The following is a 22,013-nucleotide window of genomic DNA, read 5'->3' as shown; positions in this document are numbered from 1 at the left end:
ATTACAATAAAGAAATTAGAAATCTTTTCTAATCTTTTCAATCTGTGGCAAAAAAAATAAAACACAATTGTAACAAAAGTGATTTCAACACTACTAATACTTATATGAGCGAAAATCTAGAACAGTCATTTGTTGCGCAATTGCAGGCAAATCAGAATATAATCCACAAAATTTGTAGATTATATACTGCTGGCGAAGACGCTCATAAAGACTTGTTTCAGGAAATTACCATTCAGCTCTGGAAAGCCTATCCAAAATTTAGAGGCGACAGTAAATTTTCGACTTGGACGTATCGTGTTGCTTTGAATACAGCAATTACCTTGTATCGAAAAACCAAAAGAACTATATCGACAGTAGAATATGAAAGTCATCAGCATTTTGTAAAAGATGTTGATTACAACTATGAAGAAGAAGAACAGATTAAATTGATGTACAAAGCGGTTTACCAGCTTAACGACATCGAAAAAGCATTAGTTTTTATGTATTTAGAAGACAAAGATTATCAAGAAATAGCTGAAACCCTAGGGATCAGCGAAGTGAATGCGCGCGTGAAAATGAACAGGATCAAAGGGAAACTTAAAAAAATACTAAATCCTTAAAAATTATTATGAAAGAACTGGATTTATTAAAAAAAGACTGGAAAAAGAACTCGGATTCTTTTGAGCAAATTTCTGAAAAAGAAATCTACAGAATGATTCACAAAAAATCATCTTCAATTGTGAAATGGATTTTGATTATCAGTATTTTGGAAGTATGCTTTTGGACTTTTTCAAACCTTTTTATCAATACTGACGATTTATTGCAAAAAATGAATCACCCAGAGATTGTCCTAGCTATGGAAATCCTTACCTACTTTAACTATGTTGTTGTTCTGGTTTTTATTGTTATTTTTTATAAAAACTACAAAACAATTTCGACTACAGTTGCAACAAAATCTCTGATGGGTGCGATTTTAAGAACTCGAAAAACAGTTCAATACTATGTGTGGTATAATCTTGGAATGCTAGTTTTAATAACTATTCTAAGCTACTTTATTGCTTTTGTTTACAATCCAGATATGGCGTTCTTCAGAGAACAACTTGCCGAAAGCGGGAAAACAATGTTTTTTACTATCGGAATTTTATTTCTGATAATATTAGGAATATTGGGATTATTCTGGTGTATTTACAGATTGCTATACGGAACTTTACTACGCAGATTATATGCGAATTATAAAGAGCTTAAAAAGATAGATTTCTAAGTTGCTAAGGTTCTAAGGTTCTAAGGTTCTAAGATGCTGAGATACTAAGATGCTAAGTTTCTAAGTTTTTTTTCAAACTTGAAACCTGGAACTTGAAACAAAAAAACAATCTAAAATCTAAAATCAGAAATCTAAAATTTCTAATATTCCCATTGTCTCAATCTGTTAAGTTCTTCCTGCGCTTTGATTTCTTCGGCTGGAATAACTTTTAAGAATGATGGATGTTGTTCGATTGCGTATTCTACTTTTTCAACGATTTCTTCGATTGTGTCGTTTTCATAATCAATTTGAAGAGGTTCTTTGATAATGAAAGATTGCAGAATTCCTTTTTTCTTCATTCGTAAACCTTTTTTGTCAAACGAACGGCGGAAACCGTCAATTACAATTGGAATTACGATAGGTTTATGTTGTTTGATGATATGTGCAGTTCCTTTACGAACAGGTTTGAATGATTTTGTAGTTCCTTGCGGAAAAGTAATTACCCAACCATCGTTAAGAGCAATTCTGATATTTTCGGTATCATTTGGGTTAACATCTCTTTTTTCAGTTACGTCAACGCCTTTTGCTCGCCAAGTTCTTTCAACAGTAATAGCGCCTACATAGGCTAGAATTCTTGGCAGTAAACCCGCCTGCATGGTTTCTTTAGCAGCAACATAATAAATATTCATTTTTGGTTGCCACAAATAACCAATGTTCTTAATAGTGTCTTGACGTCCGCTTAAACTTGCGTTAAACACATGAAACATAGCAACAACATCAGCAAAATAAGTCTGGTGATTTGAAATAAACAGCACATTAGTATCAGGCAATGTTTTAATAATTTCAGATCCTTCAATCTGCAATTCATTAAATCCCCTGTATCTGCGGTGCGTCATAGCGCCCAAGACACGGATCAACCATTTCTTGATAAATAATATATGTCCAAAAGGATTTCGTTTAAACAATCCCATAGCTGTTTATTGTATTTTTTTTGTTAAGTCGCAAACATACAAAAATTATTCTTTTAGCAATACTATAAAGCAATTTCGGAAATAAATCGCTATAATAATGAATATCAAATCGTTAATTTTTCATTTTTATGAATTTCCGTCTAAAACAGTTTTCAGAACATCTCTCAGTTCACTTAAAATCATCGCTGTTGCGCCCCACACAATGTGATTTTGAATGCTAAATGCAGGTACAAGAGCATTTGCTGCGTAAGAAGTTGACAATGTGGCTTCGATGATGATTTCATCATTTAAAAAAACAGATAGTGGCAGTTCAATAATTGCAGCTACTTCTCGAATATCGGGGAAAAAAGAAAGCTCTTCTCTGGCAATTCCCATAAAAGGATGAACCAAAAAATTACTCGGCGGAATATACATTGGCGTAAAATGTTTTACAACTTCTATCTTTTCAGGAAGAACACCAATTTCTTCATTGGTTTCTCGCAGTGCGGTATCTTTAAAATCAAAATCGGAGATTTCATATTTGCCTCCAGGAAATGCAATTTGCGATGAATGAACACCATTATAAGCATTACGGACAATTAAAACCAAATGCGTTTTCCCATTTTTAGGATAAAACAGCATCATGACAGCGGCAATTCTTGGATTTTTTGCACTTATATCAAGGTTTTTGAGCTCTTGCATGCGTTCCTTTGGCGCCATTTTTATATGAGAATTCGTCGCTGGAAGTTCAACAGGAATTAAATTAGGAACATATTGCAAAAAATCTTGAAAATCCATATTCAAAGTTTATTTTTGTACTTTCAAATAAAATATAAATATACTCTAGAAAATGCGGTTCTACAAATTTTCTAAGATAAAGCCATAGATAATGTACAGTAAAGAAGAATCACAACGAATGAAAAGAGAATTTTGGGTAGCTTTTGCAGAAAAGTATCCAAGAAAATGGGTTCTTTATGATACAAAAATCAAAGATTTCTCTTTTAAGTTTTTTGTTGACAATAAAAAAGCAAAAGTTTTAATTGACATTGAACATCGTAGCGATGAAAAACGAAATGCTTATTTTGAAAAAATAGAAGCTTTAAAAAATATTCTTGAAGAAGAATTCATTAAGGATTTGGTTTTCGAGAAAAACTACACTTTAGAAAGTGGTAAAACCATTAGCCGCATTTGGGTTGAAAAACAAGGAATTGGTTTCAGCAACCGTAATAATTGGGATGCTATTTTTGATTTTTTCAACGAAAACATGCACGCTCTCGAAATGTTCTATTTAGAATATGATGAATTTATTAAAGATATAGAGTAGCTTTTAAGATGCTAAGGTTCTAAGATTCTAAGATGCTAAGTTTCTAAGATACTGAGATTTTAAAACTAATATTCAAACCCGACATGTTTTAAAAACATGTCGGGTTTACTTTTTACTTTTCACTTTTCACTTTTCACTTTTTACTATTTACTCATAACTCATAACTCATACCCCAACATTCGACATTTATTAAAAAAATATCTAAAAATCAGTATTTACAAGAGATTGCAACACATTTGTTTTGTTTTTAAGATATCTTAAAAATTATTAATAAAGAAATACCTATAAATGATGCAGATTTGGTCAAAATTTTTATATTTGAAAAACCGAAATCTGCAATGAGAAAAATTTTACTGGTGTTTTTTTTAGTTTCATTTTCAAAAAACTATGCACAAACTGATTATGCTTTTGTTTACAACAATGACTCCATAATCAAAAAAGGTGAAAAATTATATGATACTCAAAAGTATGATGAAGCCTTAAAAGAATATCAAAAAATCAGTAAAATTGACCCCAGATACCTTAACGCACAATACGAAGTTGGTCTTGTCCTGAATGCTCAGGAGAAGAAAACGGAACTTAAAACACATTTAGAAAATTTATATGCTAAGGGAAAAATGCAGGAATTCCCAGAGCTGTATAAAATGTATGCGATCTTTTTAAGCAACGAAAAAGAATACGATTTATCAGAAAAAATATTTTTAGAAGGCGAAAAGTACATTGGAAATTACTCAACCTTCCAATACAATTTTGCAATACTTTATATTCGTAAAAAAGAAACGCAAAAAGCGCTCGATAAGCTTAAAAGCGTTATTACAAATGATCCTAATTATGCGCCAGCGCATTACTTGCTAGGAATTATGGCTTTTGAAAACGGTAAAATCACCGAAGGAACACTTGCCTTAATGAGTTATCTTGCCATTGCTCCTACTGGCCAGTTTGCTTCTAAAGCAGTAGTACAATTAAATTCGAGCTTTGGACAAAATTATCTTGAAGAAAACAAACTAGTTTTCTCAAAATCTGGGGATAATTTTGAAGAAATTGAAACTATTTTAAGAAATCAGTTGCCACTAAAAAAAGTATATAAAATACAATCAAGCATTGATGATGTAATTACGCGTCAAGTGCAAGCAGTCGCGGAATATGCTGTTGAACATAAAATGGGCGATGGATTTTTTGAAACTACTTACATTCCGTGGGTAAAAGATATGGTGGCAAAAAACCAGCTGGAAAACTACTCGTATTATAGTTTGCTTTCTTTGGAAGATAAAATCGGGAAAGAATTAACGAAGCAAAAGAAAAAAATCATTTCATTTAATGAAGACTACATTCAAAAAGGTTTTTGGCCTGTTTTTGCAACTCGAAAGTTGGATCATTTTGGCAAAACAGAAGAGGTTGTGGTTACAATAAGAAATGAAAGACCTTTTATCATTGGACCACAAGTTAATGGCGAATTTAATGGAAAATGCAAATATTTGAATTCGTTAGGAAATTTAGGCGGTGAACTTAACTTCAAAAATGGAAATTTAGATGGTCTGCAAAAATATTATGATGAAAAAGGACGTCTTACTGAAGAAAAATATTTTGCTGAAGGAAAATTAAGCGGTGAAAGAAAGGTGTATTATGAAAATGGAAACATGTCTTTGTATGAAAATTATAAAGATGACAAGCTTGACGGAATTAGTACTTCATATTACCCAAATGGTGGAAAAACATGCGAAATAAACTTTACTAACGATCAGCGTAATGGTACTTTAATTTGTTTATATGAAGCTGGAACGAAGAAAAATGAAATTGATTTTGCCGATGGAAAATTGAGTGGAAAATACATTACGTACAGCGAAGCTGGCGATATTACAGAAACTTATAATTGTAAAGATGACAAAATTGAAGGCAATTATGCCGAATATTTTGACGGCAAAACTTTAAGAGCGGAGGCGGTTTACAAAAATGGCTTTATTGAAGGTAGTTATAAAAAGTACTACTCAAACAAAAATTTGGAAAGAGAAAACATTTGTTCGCTTGGCAATGTTTCAAAATCAATTGAATATTTGCAAAACGGAAAAAAATCAGGTGAGAGTTTGTATAATCCAAAAGGAGAATTAGACACTTATACTTATTTTGACACTTTTGGAAATAAGTATTTTGAGGAAAAATACAAGTCTGGGGAATTAAAAACCGGAACTCAATTTACCGAAAATGCGTCAAAAGGAACCGAAGTAAATATCGCCAAAAAAGGTTTTGAAATGAAAAATTTTGATGGCACATTGCGAGTTAAAGGAAACTTTGAAAAAGGAAAAAAAACAGGTGAATGGACTTATTTGTTTTCATCTGGAAATACTAGATTAAAGGAATTGTGCAGTGACGGAAAAAACAATGGTTTATGTACAAATTATACTGAAAGTGGCGAAATTTCAAGCATTAGTCATTTTAAAAATGATACTTTGAGCGGTCGCTACGAAGGATATGACGGCGATAAAATAAATCAGATAACTTATTATGAAAAAGGAAAACAAAATGGCCCTTTTCAAACTTTTTATGCTGATGGAAAAGTGAGCACAGAAGGTTTTATGACTAATGACAATGTTTTACACGATAAATTTATTTACAATCAAAACGGCACGATTTCTTCTATCGAGCATTATATAAATGATTATTTGACAAGCAGAAAAACATTTGGTCCCGGTGAAAAACTGGAAAATGATTTTGATTATAAAAACAAAACCGGAAAATTCAGTTTATCCTATAACAATGGAATTTTTGCTAAAAATTTTGAACTGAAAAATGGAGTTTTGAATGGTAAAGCAATCTCTCAGGATAAATTTAAAAATATGATGATTGATGCTGAATATGTTAACGGAAAACTTCATAACTCATATAAGAAATATGGCCCGACTGGTTCACTTCTTATAGATCAAATTTACTATTGTGGAAAATTAAATGGGCTTAGTAAACAATATGATTTTGTTGGAAACTTAAGACTTACTGAAGAATATTCTTTTGGCGATGAAAGCGGAAAAACGACTCGTTATTTCAACAATAAATCAAAAATGATGGAAAGCTCGATGTCGAATGATGCCCGCGAAGGAGAAACCACTTATTACAATCAAAAAGGCGAAGCTCTTGTTATCATTGGTTATACAAACAATATGCCTCAATATTTTATTACAAAAAGCAAAACCGGCGAACTAACAGAGAAAAAACCGATCAGCAATCAAACTGCAGAAATTGTATCCTATTATCCAAACGGAAAACCAGCAATTCAGCTTGCTTTGAACAAAGGACAATTAAACGGAAAATTTGTTATCAATTCGGCAGAAGGAAAACAAGAATATGAATGTACTTATAAAAACGGCAGTTTAGAAGGTGACCGATCTGAATATTATGCGAATGGCAAAGTGTATAAAAAAGAGCACTTTGTAAACAACAGTTATGAAGGAGCGCAAGAATATTTTAAAGAAGATGGAAAATTATGGGCTGCAGTATCTTATAAAAATGATGAATTGCACGGAAATACATTGATTTACAATGCAGGGAAACTAATAGAAACTAAAAAATATGATTCAGATGAATTGGTTGACATTATCAAATAGACCTTTAATTCTGAGTGTATTACTTGTTCTTTATTCTATTTCAGGTTCGGCACAAAAATCATTTCAGGATACAAAAAATTTATACCCAGATTATAACGAAATCATTCTTGATAATACCGAAGCATACGATATAACTTTTGAAAACAACGGTCTTAAAATCATGCTTGACAATCATTATGAAGCCATGATTTTGACTCAAAATGGGATTATTAACAACAAAGAATCTTTTTCTTATTCTGATTTGATTCCATTAAAAAGTTATGATGCGTACACTGTTATTAATGAAAATGGAAAAGAGAAAAAGATCAAAGTCACGCAGACAATTGAAAAACAATCGCAGCAAAGTTCCATTTTTTATAATGATGTAAAAGAGCGTCAGCTGACTTTTCCAAATTTAGAAACAGGGGCAAAAAAGGTTTATAATTATCAGACTCAGTTTTTAGATCCGCATTTATTGCACAAGTTTATTTTTGGAGATGTTTTGCCTATTCAAAATTCGACTTTAGAGGTAAGAACCGATAAAAACATTGTGATTGATTATAAAATTTTCAACGATCCTAACAAAACAATTGTCTATTCTAAAACAGAAAAAAAAGGCAAATGGATTCATAAATGGACTTTGACTGATATAAAACCATTAAAATATGAAGAAGGAGCTCCAGGTTACTTATATCAAGTTCCTCATGTTGATTTTTATATTAAAGAATATTCCATTAACAATGTTACAACTCCGGTTTTAGGCACAATTACCGAGCTTTTTAATTATTATAAAGACTTTGTAAAAGACCTAAATAAAAAAGAAGATCCAGATTTGAAAGCGCTTACATTGGATCTTATTAAAGACAAAAACACTGATGAAGAGAAAGTAAAAAGCATATTTTATTGGGTTAAAGCCAACATAAAATACATTGCTTTTGAAAATGGCTACGAAGGATTTATTCCGCGTGAAGCGAATTTGGTTTTTGAGCGAAAGTTTGGTGATTGTAAAGATATGGCCAGTATTATTTCGTGCATGGCTAATTATGCAGGCGTAAAAAATGTGACTTTGGCATGGATTGGTACACGCAGTATTCCCTACTCGTACAATGATTTGGCAACGCCTTCGGTCGACAATCATATGATTGCCATTTTTAAAAAAGACGATCAGTATATCTTTTTAGACGGGACTGACAAAGAAACGCGCTACGGTATTCCAACGGCTTTTATTCAAGGAAAAGAAGTTCTTTTTAACGAAAACGACCAATATAAAATTTATCGTGTTCCGGTTGTTTCTCCAAGTCAAAATGAAGTGAAGGAAACTGTCAATTTAAAAATTGAAAACAGCAAATTAATTGGAAATGCAAAAATGGAACGTTTTGGTTACAACCGAAGTCATATTTTAATGCAAATTGGCGATGCGACAAACAAAGCGCGTCAGGAAATGATAAAATCTTTGGTTTTAAAAGGAAATAATAAATTCATTTTAAAAGATTACAAAGAAGAAAATCTATCTGATAAAGAGTTGCCGTATGTGATTGATTACAATTTTGACCTTGATAATTACATCGTAAAAGTCGACAAGGAAATTTATGTGAATTTGTTTTTAGACAAGTTTTTAGAAAAAGCAACACTTGCAAAAGACAGAGTTGCTCAATTTGAATATGAATATCTGACTCAGTTTACGACGCAATATGCGCTTGAAATTCCGAAAAACTTTAAGATCAAATATCTTCCAAAAAACTTTGATTTAGATAATGATTATTTGAAAGCGCATTTTGTTTATGAATTCAAGAACAACATTATGTACTTAAATATCAGTTTACAGCAAAAGAAATTACTGCTTAACAAATCCGATTTTGAGCCTTGGAACGAAACCATCAAAAAACTAAAATCTAACTATAGCGAAACCATAATTTTACTTGAAAATAATGAAAAAAAACTTCCTTAAAACCATTTTCACCTTTGCTGCACTAATGTGCACTTCACTCTTTTTTGCTCAGGAATATAGTTTCAAGAATTATGACTGGAACGAAAAAGATGTAAAAATCGAAGTGCCTCAAAAGTATGAAACAGAAAAAGAAATTATTCTGAACCGTACTATAAAAATCGAAATTGTGGTGGATAAAAACACGGCTTCACAATATCGCTTGATACATGAAAAAAAGTACATCAACTCTGATGATGCAATTGAAAGAAACAATAAAGTTTATATTCCTTTTAGTGATAACGAAAATGTATTGGTTACAAAAGTTCGTGTGATCTTAAAAAATGGAAAAACCATTATTTTAGATAAAAAAGATATTAAAGAAGAAGTTGATCAAGAAAAAGGAATGAAGTACAATTATTTTGCCCTAAACGGACTTGAGAAAGGTGCTGTAATCGAAAAATTATACGTTCTTGAAGAAAACCCAGATTTAAAAGGAAACACGATTAAAATGCAGGATGAATATCCTATTGCTGAGTATAATTTTGAATTGATTACTCCAGCACATCTTGTTTTTAAAACGAAATCATACAACGGTTTGAGCGAGCCTGTTTTGGATGATAAAAAACTGGAAAATAAAAAAGTAATCAGCATTTCTGAAAAAGATATTCCTGCTTTAAAAGATGATGAAGAATATTCTAATTGGGATGTCAGACTAAAACTTTTCCGTTACAAATTAGATGCAAATCTTTATAATGGAGCAAAAAACCTTAATAATTTCAAGGAGTATGCGACAGCAACTTATGAAAGAATTAATCCAGTTTTAGACAAAAAGCAAGAAAAAGCAATTGCAACTTTTTGTAGTTCTATTCCGGAATCAAAAGATCCGCAAGAGCAAATCTGGAATATTGAAAACAAAATCAAAAAGACAATTATTTACGATAAATATACTGACATGCAACCTACTTTGAGCGATGTAATCAGCAAAAAACAGGCAAATAGTGTTGATATCATCAAATTGTATGTTGCAGCTTTTAAATATTTCAAAATAGAACAAAATCTTGTTTTCACTTCAAGCCGTTACAAAGTTCCTTTTGACAAAGATTTTGAAAGCTATGAAAACTTAAATGATTTCTTGTTTTATTTTCCGGCCATCAAAAAATATCTTTCTCCAACTGAAATTGAATACCGTTTGCCACTTTTCCCAAATTATTTAGGAAATAACAACGGATTATTTATCAAAGAGAAAGTGTTTGCGGGCGTTGCAATGGGAATTGGTGAAATTAATTTTATTGAAATTCCAGGTACCGAAATCACGCATGATTATATGGATATTACGGTTGATTTCACAAAAGATCTAGAAAATCCGTTAATTACAAGCAATATGACTTATGGCGGTTATTCTGGTTTGAATTTTCAGCCAATAAAAGATTTCGTTTCAGCAGAACAATACAAAACAATGTTGAAAAGTGTTTCTGAAAACTATACGCTTCAAAGTGAATACAAAACACTTACTACAGAAAATGACGGAACAGAATTCATTGGAAAAAAACCATACAAACTGAACTTGACTTTTGATGGAAAAGATATGATCCAGAAAGCGGGAGAAAATTATTTATTTTCTGTAGGACAGACAATTGGACGTCAAATGGAATTTTATCAGGAAAACAAACGTATGCTTCCTATCGAGATTGATTATCCGCATTATTACACACGTAAAATAAAAATTGTTTTACCTGAAGGCGCTAAAATCAAAAATCTGGACAAGTTTGTTATGGACTTTAAAACCGATTTAAACGGGAAAACTGAAGCCGCTTTCACGAGTAAATATTCACAAAACAAAAACGAAGTTACAATTGAAAATACAGAGTATTACAATATAGTAAATTATCCGCTGGCAAGTTTTGATCAATACAAAGCGGTTATCAATGCTGCCGCCGATTTTAATAAAATTGTGGTTATTGTGACACAGTAAATTTTAAGAAATACATAAAAAACAAAGCCGACAAATCATAAAAATTTGTCGGCTTTATTATTTTTATTAAAATTCAAAATCTTAGTATCTTAAAAACTTATCATCTCAGTATCTTTTTATTAAACACTAAAAATATTGTAAACTATTATATGATCATCGTAGTTGATGTAAAGCTGTTTTCGGAAATCCTGCTTTTTGCGGGTAATAATAGAAAGTTTACATTCTTTCCCGTCATTATCTTTACACATGAAAGAATACGTAATATCAGTATCGTTTTCTTCTCTTTCGATGTAATCTAAAATATTAAAAAGTTGAATTTCCTGAGAATACACCACAATTCTGTGTTTATCAGTGTCTAAAACTACACTCAGATTTACCAAATCTAGATTAGACCATTCACCCCACTTTCCTTTTTGATTTTTTTCTAAAACGCTAAAACCAGAAGTTTTAAAATTATAAGATTGACTCTGAACGCTTTGAAGTCCAAAAATAAAAAACAAGATTAATATAGAAATGCGAATAAAATTCATGAAATATTTCTTACAGATAATTAAAATTCAAATTTAGACTTTTCTTTGCTAGCAGCATCAAATTCAGCAATCATTTGTTGCACAATTTCTTCAACAGGCAAAATTTCGTGAATGAGTCCCGCGATTTGTCCTATTTCAAGTTCGCCTTCTTCAAGGTCTCCTTCAAACATTCCCTTTTTTGCTCGTGCTCTACCTAAAAGCTGTACCAAATCTTCTTTTGAAGGGCATTTTTCATACAAAGCCTGAACATCATGATAGAATTTATTTTTCACCAATCTAACAGGTGCTAATTCTTTCAATGTCAAATGTGTATCGCCTTCTTTTATACTAACTATCGTTTCTTTAAAATTATTGTGAGCCGAAGATTCTACAGATGCTGCAAAACGGCTTCCAACTTGAACACCATCCGCACCAAGAATCATCGCAGCAAGCATTCCTCTTCCCGTTGCAATTCCTCCCGCTGCAATAAGCGGAATCTGGATTTTTTCTCTCACCATCGGAATCAAAGTTAACGTCGTTGTTTCGTCACGACCATTATGTCCGCCAGCTTCAAAACCTTCCGCCACAATAGCATCTACTCCAGCTTCCTGTGCTTTTAAAGCAAAAACAGAACTGCTTACTACATGAACAACTGTAATGCCTTTTTCTTTTAAAAATGAAGTCCATGTTTTAGGATTTCCTGCCGAAGTAAAAACGATTTTCACGCCTTCTTCCACAACAATATTCATGATTTCTTCAATGTTTGGATATAACATCGGAATATTAACTCCAAAAGGCTTGTCGGTCGCTTTTTTACATTTTTGAATATGCTCTCTCAGAACTTCAGGATACATTGAACCGGCACCAATAAGGCCTAATCCTCCAGAATTACTAACTGCTGAAGCTAATTTGTAACCACTGTTCCAAATCATTCCTCCCTGAATTATTGGATATTTTATATTAAAAAGCTGCGTAATTTTATTCATGCAAAAAGGCTGTTATTGTTTAATTATCTTTCCTGTTTTATGTAAACCTTCGGCATCAAAAGTATAAAAATAAAGTCCGTTGTTTAAGGTTTCAACAGAAAGAAAAGGATTTTGATTTGTGATTTGTTTTTCAATTAATTTTTGTCCCAAAAGCGAATATATTACTACTGACGCTGTGTAATTCTCCTCAGGAAATTGAAAAGAAATAGTGGTTTTAGCTGGATTTGGAAATACTGAAAAAGTTGAAGATAAGAGAAAATCGTTGACACCTAAATTCGCTCCAAAATTCGGAATTCCATAACCGTAGTTAAAATCAGGAGTTGTATAACGATCAGATGATTGTAAAATCATTTGTTTGATTTCTTTATTTGTTTTTGATGGAAAAGCCTGCCAAAGACACGCCACTAATCCCGCCACGATTGGGCATGAAAATGAACTTCCGCTTGCCAAACCAAGATTTCCCGAAGGAAGAGCGACTACTGCTGACGATCCCTGAGCCATAATATCAGGTTTAACACGATTGTCAAAACTTGGTCCAATAGAACTAAAATCAGATTTTACTTTTGTCGAAGTCACAGAGCCAACAGCAAGCACCGAAACGGCATCTGCCGGAGCGCCAATATGCGGTTCAGGAGTTGTTCCTTCATTTCCTGCTGCAGCCAATACAATTATTCCTTTGCTGAAAGCGATTTCTGCTCCTTTTGAAATAAATGTAGTATTGCCGTTCATGTCACTGTAAGTATGACTTTCACCTGCTTTATCAAATGCAAAATAACCTAATGAAGTTGTAATAATATCAACGCCAAGACTATCTGCTTTTTCTGCTGCTTCGACCCAAAGTGATTCTTCGATTTGATTTTCAGAAGCGTTATTTTCTGTGATAAATAAATAATAAGAAGCCTCAGGAGCTGTACCTATCAAAATATTTTCTGTATAACCGCCCATAGTTGAAAGAACCATAGTTCCATGATTATCACCAGTATAAAAATTAGAATTTCTATTTACAAAATCATAACCACCTAAAACTCTGTTGTTTGTTTGAAGATTTTGAAAAGGCTGCGCTGTATTTACACCTGGAAAACCTGAATCTAAAACCGCAATAACTTTTCCTGAGCCTGCATAATTCTGCTTGTGCAATGCCTGACCATTCAACATCTGAATTTGATTTGCACTATTTCCGTACGCATAATCAATCGTCGTTTCAAGCTTCTTATTTATCTGGACTACAGTGCTTTCATTCACTTTTTTTGCTGTATTCAAAGTTTTATTTGTAAAAACAACTTTGTCAACAAATGATAATGATTTAAGTGCCGTAATATTCGTTTGAGTACCGCGTATATGAAGTGCGTTCAGCCATTTTGACTTGGCTAAAACTGTGATTCCTGCGCTTGATTTTATTTGCGTTGAATAACTTTTTTCAATGGGAACATCTTTAAGATCTAATGCGATATTCTGAGCCGTTCTTCTTGCTAAAGAACGCTGTGCCAGCATATCCAAAGGTTTATCTAAAAAAGATTGCGAACTTGGCTTATCTTTAAAATAAATCCAAGCATCTTCTTGCGAAAACATCGCAGATGAAAAAAGTAATATAAAAAAGGCGATATAGTATTTCATAGTTTACTTTTTTAAAAAGGAAATTCCCTATAAAAAAGTATAAAGCTAAGAAATTACTCCCGAACCAACTAATTCATTATCTAAATACCATGCAACAAATTGACCTTCAGTAATAGCCGATTGAGGTTCCTCAAAACGAACGTACATTCCGTTTTCAAATTGGTACAAAACAGCTTTTTGCAAAGGCTGACGGTAACGAATTCTAGCCATCACTTCCATTGATTCACCTGACTTTAAAGCCAAATCAGTTCGAACCCAATGCACTTCAGAATTCCCAACAAACAAAGCTTTTTTAAACAAACCTGGGTGATTACTAGATAAGCCAGTATAAATCGTATTGGTATCAACATCCGTAGCAATTACAAACAACGGATCAGTAGTTCCTCCTACATTCAAACCTTTTCTTTGTCCGTTTGTAAAATAATGAGCACCTTGGTGTTTTCCAACCACTTTTCCCATTGTAGGCAGGTAATTTAGTTTGTCAGATTCCGCTTTTAATTGTTCTTCTAAAGATAATCCTGCAGTTTCTTCAACAGCATAAATTGGATCATTTTTATCAATTTGAACAATTTTACCCTCTTTTGGTTGTAATTTTTGTTGCAAAAATTCTGGCAGACGGACTTTACCAATAAAGCATAATCCTTGAGAATCTTTCTTTTCAGCAGTTACCAATTCCATTTCAGCCGCAATTTCGCGTACTTCTGGTTTTGTCAAAGCACCAATTGGGAACAATGCTTTAGATAATTGTTCTTGTGATAACTGACATAAAAAATAAGACTGATCTTTATTGATGTCGTTTCCGGCAATTAATTGATAAACAGGCTTTCCGTCAACTTCGATTTCATTTTTTTGGCAATAATGTCCTGTTGCCACATAATCGGCACCAAGACTCAAAGCGATTTTCATAAAAACATCAAACTTGATTTCGCGGTTACAAAGCACGTCAGGATTTGGAGTTCTCCCTTTTTCGTATTCGTTGAACATATAATCAACGATTTTTTCTTTGTATTCTTCGCTTAAATCAACAGTTTGAAACGGTATTCCAAGTTTTTCTGCCACTAATAAAGCATCATTACTGTCTTCTAACCAAGGACATTCGTTAGAAATAGTAACCGAATCATCATGCCAGTTTTTCATAAAAAGGCCAATAACTTCGTATCCTTGCTGTTGCAACAAATAAGCAGCAACACTAGAATCTACACCACCAGAAAGTCCAACAACTACACGTTTCATTCTAAATCGTTTATATTTTTACAAGGGTGCAAAGATAAGCCAAATAATAGAAAATTGCAGCAGGTTTGATTAGTTTATATAATCCCACTGTAGACAAAACCTATCGTTTTTTTTAATTACTTTTAATAATCAATAAAAATGTCATGAAAAAATTGGTTCACTGCTTAATTTTTCTTCTCACAATCACTTCTTTAAGTGCGCAAAGATACAGCGCTACTTTGCAAAACTACGAAGCTTATAAAGCATTCAAGGGCAAACCTTTATCTGATAAATTTTCCAATATCGAATCAGTAAAAATTGTTTACGATTTAAAAAATAAGAAAATGTATTATTTTAACAGTGCCTTAATCGAGCACCATTATGATTTCGTAACCAACTATTTAGGTTATGATAAAGAAGTAGAAATCTTTAACAGAGATAATTACAGCGCGACCGAAAAAGACCGCGATTATTTACTGGGAAATCTGAATCATGTAAAAGGAACTGAAAAGTGGGTTTTCGAATTAGCAGCCTCAGATCGCATGCAAATTCCTTTAATTGAAAACTTTTACAATTTAGTTTTAAAGTCAAGTTTTATTGGGCCGAATTTAAAATTCTACTTAAATAATCCGGAAAAAATGGAATGGTTCCAACAGAATAAATTTAAAATTCCATGTGTAAAATCAGATTATATTTTTAATGATATTACCTATCAAGAAGTAGTTTCGGGAAGCAATATTGGCATTTTAAAACAATACAAAATAAAGGATTTGGAAAACGTAAAACCAAATGCTGACGAAATTATAATTTTAGATGGAACACCTGATATTCTGCCAGATGTAAAAGGAATTATTGTGAATGAACTTCAAACGCCTTTAAGCCATTTGGTGCTTTTGGGTAAAAATAGAAAAATCCCGATTATGGCTTACACAAAGGCTTTTAAAGACAATAATATCAAAAGGTTAGTTTCTAAAAAAGTAGAACTAAAAATTGAAATTGACACTTTTTATATTAAGGAAACTACCAAAAAAATAAACGAAAAAACCGTTTCCAAAAAGAAGCAACTAACAATTGACACTACTATTACTGATTTAGTAGATCTTAATTCAATTCCTAAAAAAGGCGTAAATTTTATAGGTTCGAAGGCACAAAATATGGCTTATTTAATTGCCATTTCAAAAGAGAATTCCAAAGATATTCCGTTTAAAACTCCTGAAGATGCACATGCAATTCCGTTCCATTTCTATACGCAACATATTCAGAAAAAATCAATTTCACCTTTAATACAGGAACTTTTAGCTAATCCTAATAAAGATTCAATTGGCTGGACCAATCGGCAATTAAAAAAAATTCGAGATGCAATTAAAAAAGAATCAATTGACACTGAATTGATTGCAAAATTAAATGAGACTTTTAAAAATGCTAAATTCAAAAATTTTAGATTCAGATCTTCAACAAATGCCGAAGATTTAGATGACTTCAATGGTGCAGGATTATACGATTCAAAAACCGGAATTTTGGGTGATAGCGTCAAAACCTTCGAAAAAGCAATCAAACAAGTTTGGGCCAGTGTCTGGAATGAAGGTTCATATAACGAAAGAGAGCTTTTCGGGATCGATCAGCAAAGCATTGCTATGGGGGTTTTAGTACATCGTTCTTTTCCTGATGAAATTGCCAATGGCGTAGTCATTACTCAAAACATTTTTAGAAAAAATTTTCCTGGAATTACCGTAAACATTCAAAAAGGAGAAAACTCCGTTGTAAAGCCTGAAAAAGGAGAAATATGCGAACAATTTACGGCCTATTATCTAACGCCTGAAAAAACAACTGATGAAGATTTTAATGTCGATTATACCTCCAATTCTAATTTAAACCACAACGAGCCTTTATTAAACAGAAAGGAAATGATCAGACTTAATCTTGTCAGTCAAAAAATCCAAACGCAAATGGATCGTTATTGGAAAAAAAACAGATTAAATCCTGTTGACATTGAGTTTAAAATTGTGGGAGAAAACAGGGATTTATACATTAAGCAAGTTCGGCCTTTTAACGAATAATCAATAAAAAACCTGCACTTCAATTTCATTTAAAACGATGTTTACCAACACAATTTTAAAATCGAAATCCTGAATGTTTATTTTTTCCTGAATTGCTTTGCGTACATTTCCATTTTCTAAAGAAAAATCGTTTAAAAGAGGAATTTTAACATCAACCATATTCAGATACTTAGAAGCTTTTTTATTTACGATAAGCGAAGCAGCAATATAAAATCCAATAATTATTAATTGAAAAAACAAAAGGACTTCTATTTTTTCATACGGATACATAATATCTAAAATCGAAAGTGTGATTGTCGCAAAAAGAAAGATAATCGCATTTACAGTAAAAGACTGCGTTCTGAACCTCAGAATAGAAAAAATAGCAAATAAGCCAAAACCTATACCAACACCAATTTCGATTTTGGTAAACAAATAACAAAGCGAAAAAGTGCACAATCCAACAATTACCATTAACGGATTTATAGTTTCATTATCTTTTCGGTTAGAGAAAAAATACAAAACCAAAATCGAAAAAAACAATAATAAAAATCGGCCAATTAATTCGTTTAAATCCATTCGTTCAAATTGTTAGACAATCAAATTTAAAAAAAGTTTGCCACGAATTCACGATTTTTTTCTTCTAAAATTAATTCGTGAATTCGTGGCAAAAAAACTTTATACAAAAAAGCTTAATTTATTCCATTTTAGGCTTAGAGTCCGCTTGATAATTGCTTTTTGGATCGCTCATATTTACTTCTTTTGTTAATTTCCCTCCCAAGTAAAACTGCCACTTGCCAACTTTTTTACCGTTTAAAAATTTGCCCTTAGAAGCCATCGCGCCATTAGAATCATAAAAAACAGCATCACCATTATAAACATTGTCTTTAAAAGTTGACTGCTCTAACAGAATTGCATTTTGCCCGTATTTTTTATAAATTCCTTCTTTTGAACCATTTTTATAAATCATTTCTTCGGCGATTTTTGCATCTGGATAATATACAGATCTTGTCCCATCGAGCTTTCCATTTTTATAATGTTCCAATGTCATTAAAACCTTTGAAGCTTTGTGGTAATATTTCCATTCGCCTTCACGTGATTTTCCAACTTCTTTACCTTCACTTACTTTATTCTTGTTTTGATCGTAAAAAATAGTATAGGAACTTCCATCATTTGCTGTAAAATCACGAGTTGCAATTACATCGCCTTTTTTAGTATCATCAAAAAATTTAAACACGCCAGTTTCTTTTCCGTGAATAAAAGTTCCTTCGTAACGAGGACGTTTTGAGGCTTCGTAAACACCTTTCCAAACTCCATCCTTTTTACCGTCAGAATCGACTTTATTAAAATCTTGCGCAACAGCTACCGTACTTATAAAAAATAAAATCCAAAATTTTTTCATAATTCGTTTTTCTTTATAACAACAAAAATTCAGTTTTAGTATCACAAAAGTATGACCATTTTTAGTTTTATCCTGATTTTTAAAGCTTCAAAATATGCATTTGAATTTTGTTTGATAAATATATAAAAAAAATAAACATTTATAACAACAAAAAATAAATAAGATCATTTTAAACCATTATAAATAAACGAATTAAAATAAAATAAAATCAAAATAAACATGTGAAAAGTGTAATTTTTGTTTAACATTATATAAAAAACATTAAACAAAAAATTTTAATTTAGCACTACAAATAAAAAAAAACATATTATGAAAACAATCAAAATTAAATTAATTGCTTTATTAGCGTTAATTGCATTCGTCAGTATTTCATGCAATAATGATGATGATGATTCATCGCAAACCCCAAAAACGATTGTCTCTATTGCAAAAGGAAATCCAAATCTTAGCTATTTGGTTGCAGCTTTAGAAAAAGCAGATCTAGCAACCACATTGAACACTTCTGGTTCTTATACCGTTTTTGCACCTACTAATACAGCTTTTAGCGCCTTTTTAACAGCTAATGGTTATGCTAATCTTAATGCTGTTCCTGTCGATGCATTAAAAGAAATATTATTGAATCACGTTTTAAGCACAAAAGTAAAATCGACTGAAATTGCAACTGGTTATGTAAAAACTTTGGCAAAAGGAAGTGCTTCCTCTTCAAATACAATAAGCATGTACCTGGAAAAAGGCAGTGGCGTAGATATTAATGGTGGGAAAACAAATGGAGGCGCAACAGTAACCACTGCTGACATTGAAGCCTCAAATGGAATTATTCACGTAGTAGATGGTGTGATAGGTTTACCAACCATTGTTAATCATGCAGTCGCAAATAAAAATTTTACAACACTTGTTGCCGCTTTGACGTACAATTCATCATCTGGCTTTGCTGGAATTTTATCTGGAAAAACAAATTCTCCTTTCACCGTTTTTGCACCAACAAATACTGCTTTCTCGAGTTTTTTAACTGAAACTGGTTATTCAGGACTTGCTGCGATTCCTGCTAATGTTTTAGAGACAACCCTAAAATATCACGTGGTTGCTGGGGCAAATGTATTATCAAGCTCTTTGACAAACGGTCAAGTCGTAAGCACTTTTGCTGGTCAGAATTTCACAATTGGATTAACAGGTGGTGCAAAAATTACTGATGCTAACAATAGAATCAGCAACATAATAGCCACAGATGTCCAATGTTCAAACGGGGTTATTCATGTAATTGATAAAGTCCTGTTGCCTAAATTTTAACCACAAAAAAAATCGTCCCGTTAAAAAACGGGACGATTTTTTTATATTTAGAATAAAATTATCTCTTTTTATTCGCTTTTGCCGCTTCCTGCTGTTCCATTACTTCATTAAGACGTTGTTGGAATTTGCTTGGTTTTTTAGGCTCTTTCAATTTGTTTTCTTGAATCTGAGCGTGAATTTTATCACTGTCCACAATATAATTCTTGATCACAAACATAATTCCAATAGTAATTAAGTTCGAAATAAAGTTATACAAACTCAAACCTGCACCGTAATTATTGAAGAAAAGTAACATCATTAATGGCGAAACATAAATCATGATTTTCATCATCTTAGCCATATCCGGCATTCCTTCTTGCTGAGGCGCAGCCATTTGCTGATCTCCAGAAGTCATTTTCATATAGAAGAAAATTGCAACTGCTGCCAAGATTGGGAATAAACTGATATGATCACCATAAACTGGTATAGTAAATGGTAATTTTACAACAGCATCAAATGATGATAAATCGTCTGCCCAAAGGAAACCTTTTTGTCTTAACTCAAAAGCCGCTGGGAAAAACTGAAACGATGCATACATAAACGGAAGCTGAATCAAAGCTGGGATACATCCCGCCATTGGGTTTACTCCTGCTTTGTTGTACAGTTTCATAGTTTCCTGCTGTTTTTTCATTGGGTCTTTTTTGTATTTCTCTCCCAACTCTGTAATATCAGGTCTTAAAACTTTCATTTTAGCCTGAGACAAGAACGACTTATATGTAATTGGCGACATTGCCAATTTGATGATAATAGTAAAAATGATAATCGCAATACCTAATGATAATCCGATTGTTGAGCTTAAGAATCCAAACAAAGGAATAAAAATCCATTTATTGATCCACCCGAAAATTCCCCATCCTAATGGAATGATTTTTTCGAAATTTTTATCGTAAGCTTTTAATGTTTTGTAATCCGCCGGACCAAAATATAAGCTCATTTTATAATCAACTTCTCCATTTGAGAATGCTAAAGGCAAATTAGCTCTGAATTGTTTTGTAAAAACAGTATCAATTTTTTCGTCTTTAACTAAATTATCTGAATGTAATTTTGAAGTTTCAAAAGGCTTTTCCGTAGCTAAAATTGTCGTGAAAAAATGCTGTTTGAAAGCAACAAAGCTTACTTTCTCAGGAGTTTCCTCTTTTCCTTCTCCATTACCATTTACGTTACTGTATTTTGATTCCTCGTATTTGTAATCAATCTGAGAGAAACGTCCTTCATATGAAATACTTTTCTCGTTTCTGTATGTTTTTAAATCCCATTGTAAATCTAATGGCTTAGCAACATTTAAAACTTTATTAAGTCCCTGAGAACGAACATCAAAACCAACTAAATAATCATTTGGTTTTAAAACATATTTGTATTCTAAAAATTCATTAGCCCCCGCTTTCAAACGCATTGACAAAACTTGATCTTGACCAATTTTTTCTAATGTCGGCTCAAAATACAAATCTTTAGAATTTAAAGTTCTGTTATCAGCAGTCTGTAACTGAATGTTTAAGTTTGAATTATTGTCTTTAATTAATTCAACTAATTGTTTAGAACCTTTTTTAAACTTTTCAAATTCTTTTAAAGTTGCTTCAACAATGTAACCACCTTTGTTAGCGATTTTTAGCTTAATCTTTTCGTTTTCGATTGTTGTAAAAGATTCTTTTGCAGAAGGAAGTGTTGCAGAATAAGCAAAACCACCTAAAGTTTTTTGCAATTGTGCTAATTGAACGGTATCACCAGGAGTTGCAACCGTAACTGGTGCAACAGCAGTTTTAGCTTTATCAGCTTTTGCTTGAGCTTCTTGTTTAGCAACTAATTCTTTCTTGGCTTTTTCAGCAGCAATTTCCTTCTCAGAAGGTTGATTTTGATACATGATCCAAATCAAAATTCCGAATATCAATACAAAACCAATGATTGAATTAAGGTCTAATTTTTTTTCTTCCATTATTAATTTAAAAAAGTTATTCTTTGAAAACAAT

General features: G+C 32.2%; 17 protein-coding genes. 8 read left to right on the top strand and 9 right to left on the bottom strand.

Features of this window, described 5'->3' with window-relative positions:
- The first annotated feature begins 104 nt into the window (after positions 1-104).
- On the top strand, positions 105-599 hold the full coding sequence (locus RB619_RS01595) for an RNA polymerase sigma factor (protein ID WP_059118031.1): 495 nt from the start codon (positions 105-107) through the stop codon (positions 597-599).
- An 8-nt stretch (positions 600-607) separates the two neighbouring features.
- Positions 608-1,240 carry a hypothetical protein gene (locus RB619_RS01590; RefSeq protein WP_308093301.1) on the top strand — a complete coding sequence of 211 codons (633 nt, stop codon included), beginning with the start codon at positions 608-610 and terminating at the stop codon, positions 1,238-1,240.
- Positions 1,241-1,380: 140 nt separating this feature from the next.
- Here the strand turns inward: RB619_RS01590 and RB619_RS01585 are convergent, their stop codons facing one another.
- Positions 1,381-2,190, bottom strand: coding sequence for a lysophospholipid acyltransferase family protein (locus tag RB619_RS01585; protein WP_308093297.1), 810 nt, complete (start codon positions 2,188-2,190; stop codon positions 1,381-1,383).
- 126 nt (positions 2,191-2,316) lie between these two features.
- Positions 2,317-2,967, bottom strand: a complete 651-nt coding sequence (locus RB619_RS01580) for a CoA pyrophosphatase (RefSeq protein ID WP_308093295.1) — start codon at positions 2,965-2,967, stop codon at positions 2,317-2,319.
- A gap of 91 nt (positions 2,968-3,058) precedes the next feature.
- On the opposite strand from RB619_RS01580, the gene RB619_RS01575 reads away from it, so the two are divergent.
- From RB619_RS01575 to RB619_RS01560, 4 genes are all read left to right on the top strand, one after another.
- Positions 3,059-3,493 carry a DUF4268 domain-containing protein gene (locus tag RB619_RS01575; protein WP_308093292.1) on the top strand — a complete coding sequence of 145 codons (435 nt, stop codon included), beginning with the start codon at positions 3,059-3,061 and terminating at the stop codon, positions 3,491-3,493.
- A 338-nt stretch (positions 3,494-3,831) separates the two neighbouring features.
- Complete coding sequence (locus RB619_RS01570) at positions 3,832-7,086, top strand: hypothetical protein (protein WP_308093289.1); 3,255 nt, start codon at positions 3,832-3,834, stop codon at positions 7,084-7,086.
- Complete coding sequence (locus RB619_RS01565) at positions 7,061-9,013, top strand: DUF3857 domain-containing protein (RefSeq protein WP_308093287.1); 1,953 nt, start codon at positions 7,061-7,063, stop codon at positions 9,011-9,013. Before RB619_RS01570 ends, RB619_RS01565 begins: the two co-directional genes overlap by 26 nt.
- The gene (locus RB619_RS01560) at positions 8,994-10,964 is read left to right on the top strand and encodes a DUF3857 domain-containing protein (protein ID WP_308093285.1); all 1,971 of its coding nucleotides are present in this window, start codon (positions 8,994-8,996) and stop codon (positions 10,962-10,964) included. Before RB619_RS01565 ends, RB619_RS01560 begins: the two co-directional genes overlap by 20 nt.
- 119 nt (positions 10,965-11,083) lie before the next feature.
- Here RB619_RS01560 and RB619_RS01555 read toward each other — a convergent pair whose 3' ends face one another.
- The 4 genes from RB619_RS01555 to mnmA are packed head-to-tail and all read right to left on the bottom strand — an operon-like array spanning position 11,084 to position 15,306.
- Entirely contained in the window at positions 11,084-11,494 is a 411-nt protein-coding gene (locus tag RB619_RS01555; protein WP_308093283.1) for a hypothetical protein, read from the bottom strand.
- A gap of 20 nt (positions 11,495-11,514) precedes the next feature.
- Complete coding sequence (locus RB619_RS01550; RefSeq protein WP_308093275.1) at positions 11,515-12,459, bottom strand: nitronate monooxygenase; 945 nt, start codon at positions 12,457-12,459, stop codon at positions 11,515-11,517.
- 12 nt (positions 12,460-12,471) lie between these two features.
- A complete protein-coding gene (locus RB619_RS01545) occupies positions 12,472-14,073 on the bottom strand; it encodes a S8 family serine peptidase (protein WP_308093272.1) in 1,602 nt (533 codons plus the stop codon).
- A 45-nt stretch (positions 14,074-14,118) separates the two neighbouring features.
- Positions 14,119-15,306 carry a tRNA 2-thiouridine(34) synthase MnmA gene (mnmA, locus tag RB619_RS01540; RefSeq protein WP_308093270.1) on the bottom strand — a complete coding sequence of 396 codons (1,188 nt, stop codon included), beginning with the start codon at positions 15,304-15,306 and terminating at the stop codon, positions 14,119-14,121.
- 143 nt (positions 15,307-15,449) lie between these two features.
- On the opposite strand from mnmA, the gene RB619_RS01535 reads away from it, so the two are divergent.
- Positions 15,450-17,342: a PEP/pyruvate-binding domain-containing protein gene (locus RB619_RS01535; RefSeq protein ID WP_308093267.1), complete on the top strand. Its 1,893-nt coding sequence runs from the start codon at positions 15,450-15,452 to the stop codon at positions 17,340-17,342.
- On the opposite strand, the gene RB619_RS01530 is transcribed toward RB619_RS01535, so the two are convergent.
- Both RB619_RS01530 and RB619_RS01525 read right to left on the bottom strand, forming a co-directional pair.
- Positions 17,343-17,900, bottom strand: coding sequence for a DUF4956 domain-containing protein (locus RB619_RS01530; protein ID WP_308093265.1), 558 nt, complete (start codon positions 17,898-17,900; stop codon positions 17,343-17,345). It abuts the gene before it with no gap.
- Between the two features lie 118 nt (positions 17,901-18,018).
- Positions 18,019-18,723 carry a hypothetical protein gene (locus RB619_RS01525; protein ID WP_308093263.1) on the bottom strand — a complete coding sequence of 235 codons (705 nt, stop codon included), beginning with the start codon at positions 18,721-18,723 and terminating at the stop codon, positions 18,019-18,021.
- Between the two features lie 309 nt (positions 18,724-19,032).
- On the opposite strand from RB619_RS01525, the gene RB619_RS01520 reads away from it, so the two are divergent.
- Positions 19,033-20,010: a fasciclin domain-containing protein gene (locus RB619_RS01520; protein ID WP_308093261.1), complete on the top strand. Its 978-nt coding sequence runs from the start codon at positions 19,033-19,035 to the stop codon at positions 20,008-20,010.
- A gap of 58 nt (positions 20,011-20,068) precedes the next feature.
- On the opposite strand, the gene yidC is transcribed toward RB619_RS01520, so the two are convergent.
- Positions 20,069-21,979 (bottom strand): membrane protein insertase YidC, encoded by a 1,911-nt coding sequence (gene yidC, locus RB619_RS01515; protein ID WP_308093259.1) that lies wholly within the window; start codon positions 21,977-21,979, stop codon positions 20,069-20,071.
- Positions 21,980-22,013 lie beyond the last annotated feature (34 nt).

It is taken from the genome of Flavobacterium sp. LHD-80 (assembly GCF_030929605.1).
GTDB lineage: Bacteria > Bacteroidota > Bacteroidia > Flavobacteriales > Flavobacteriaceae > Flavobacterium.
Note: the sequence above shows the minus strand (reverse complement) of the source record. Positions and strands in the feature narration are given on the sequence as shown.

Bases quoted from the DNA above. Each gene is read 5' to 3' on its own strand.
- RB619_RS01545 (WP_308093272.1), bottom strand. From the start codon at position 14,073: ATGAAATACTATATCGCCTTTTTTATATTACTTTTTTCATCTGCGATG.
- mnmA (WP_308093270.1), bottom strand. From the start codon at position 15,306: ATGAAACGTGTAGTTGTTGGACTTTCTGGTGGTGTAGATTCTAGTGTT.
- RB619_RS01560 (WP_308093285.1), top strand. From the start codon at position 8,994: ATGAAAAAAAACTTCCTTAAAACCATTTTCACCTTTGCTGCACTAATG.
- RB619_RS01585 (WP_308093297.1), bottom strand. From the start codon at position 2,190: ATGGGATTGTTTAAACGAAATCCTTTTGGACATATATTATTTATCAAG.
- RB619_RS01595 (WP_059118031.1), top strand. From the start codon at position 105: ATGAGCGAAAATCTAGAACAGTCATTTGTTGCGCAATTGCAGGCAAAT.
- RB619_RS01530 (WP_308093265.1), bottom strand. From the start codon at position 17,900: ATGGATTTAAACGAATTAATTGGCCGATTTTTATTATTGTTTTTTTCG.
- RB619_RS01520 (WP_308093261.1), top strand. From the start codon at position 19,033: ATGAAAACAATCAAAATTAAATTAATTGCTTTATTAGCGTTAATTGCA.
- RB619_RS01525 (WP_308093263.1), bottom strand. From the start codon at position 18,723: ATGAAAAAATTTTGGATTTTATTTTTTATAAGTACGGTAGCTGTTGCG.
- RB619_RS01555 (WP_308093283.1), bottom strand. From the start codon at position 11,494: ATGAATTTTATTCGCATTTCTATATTAATCTTGTTTTTTATTTTTGGA.
- RB619_RS01590 (WP_308093301.1), top strand. From the start codon at position 608: ATGAAAGAACTGGATTTATTAAAAAAAGACTGGAAAAAGAACTCGGAT.
- RB619_RS01570 (WP_308093289.1), top strand. From the start codon at position 3,832: ATGAGAAAAATTTTACTGGTGTTTTTTTTAGTTTCATTTTCAAAAAAC.
- yidC (WP_308093259.1), bottom strand. From the start codon at position 21,979: ATGGAAGAAAAAAAATTAGACCTTAATTCAATCATTGGTTTTGTATTG.
- RB619_RS01580 (WP_308093295.1), bottom strand. From the start codon at position 2,967: ATGGATTTTCAAGATTTTTTGCAATATGTTCCTAATTTAATTCCTGTT.
- RB619_RS01535 (WP_308093267.1), top strand. From the start codon at position 15,450: ATGAAAAAATTGGTTCACTGCTTAATTTTTCTTCTCACAATCACTTCT.
- RB619_RS01565 (WP_308093287.1), top strand. From the start codon at position 7,061: ATGAATTGGTTGACATTATCAAATAGACCTTTAATTCTGAGTGTATTA.
- RB619_RS01550 (WP_308093275.1), bottom strand. From the start codon at position 12,459: ATGAATAAAATTACGCAGCTTTTTAATATAAAATATCCAATAATTCAG.
- RB619_RS01575 (WP_308093292.1), top strand. From the start codon at position 3,059: ATGTACAGTAAAGAAGAATCACAACGAATGAAAAGAGAATTTTGGGTA.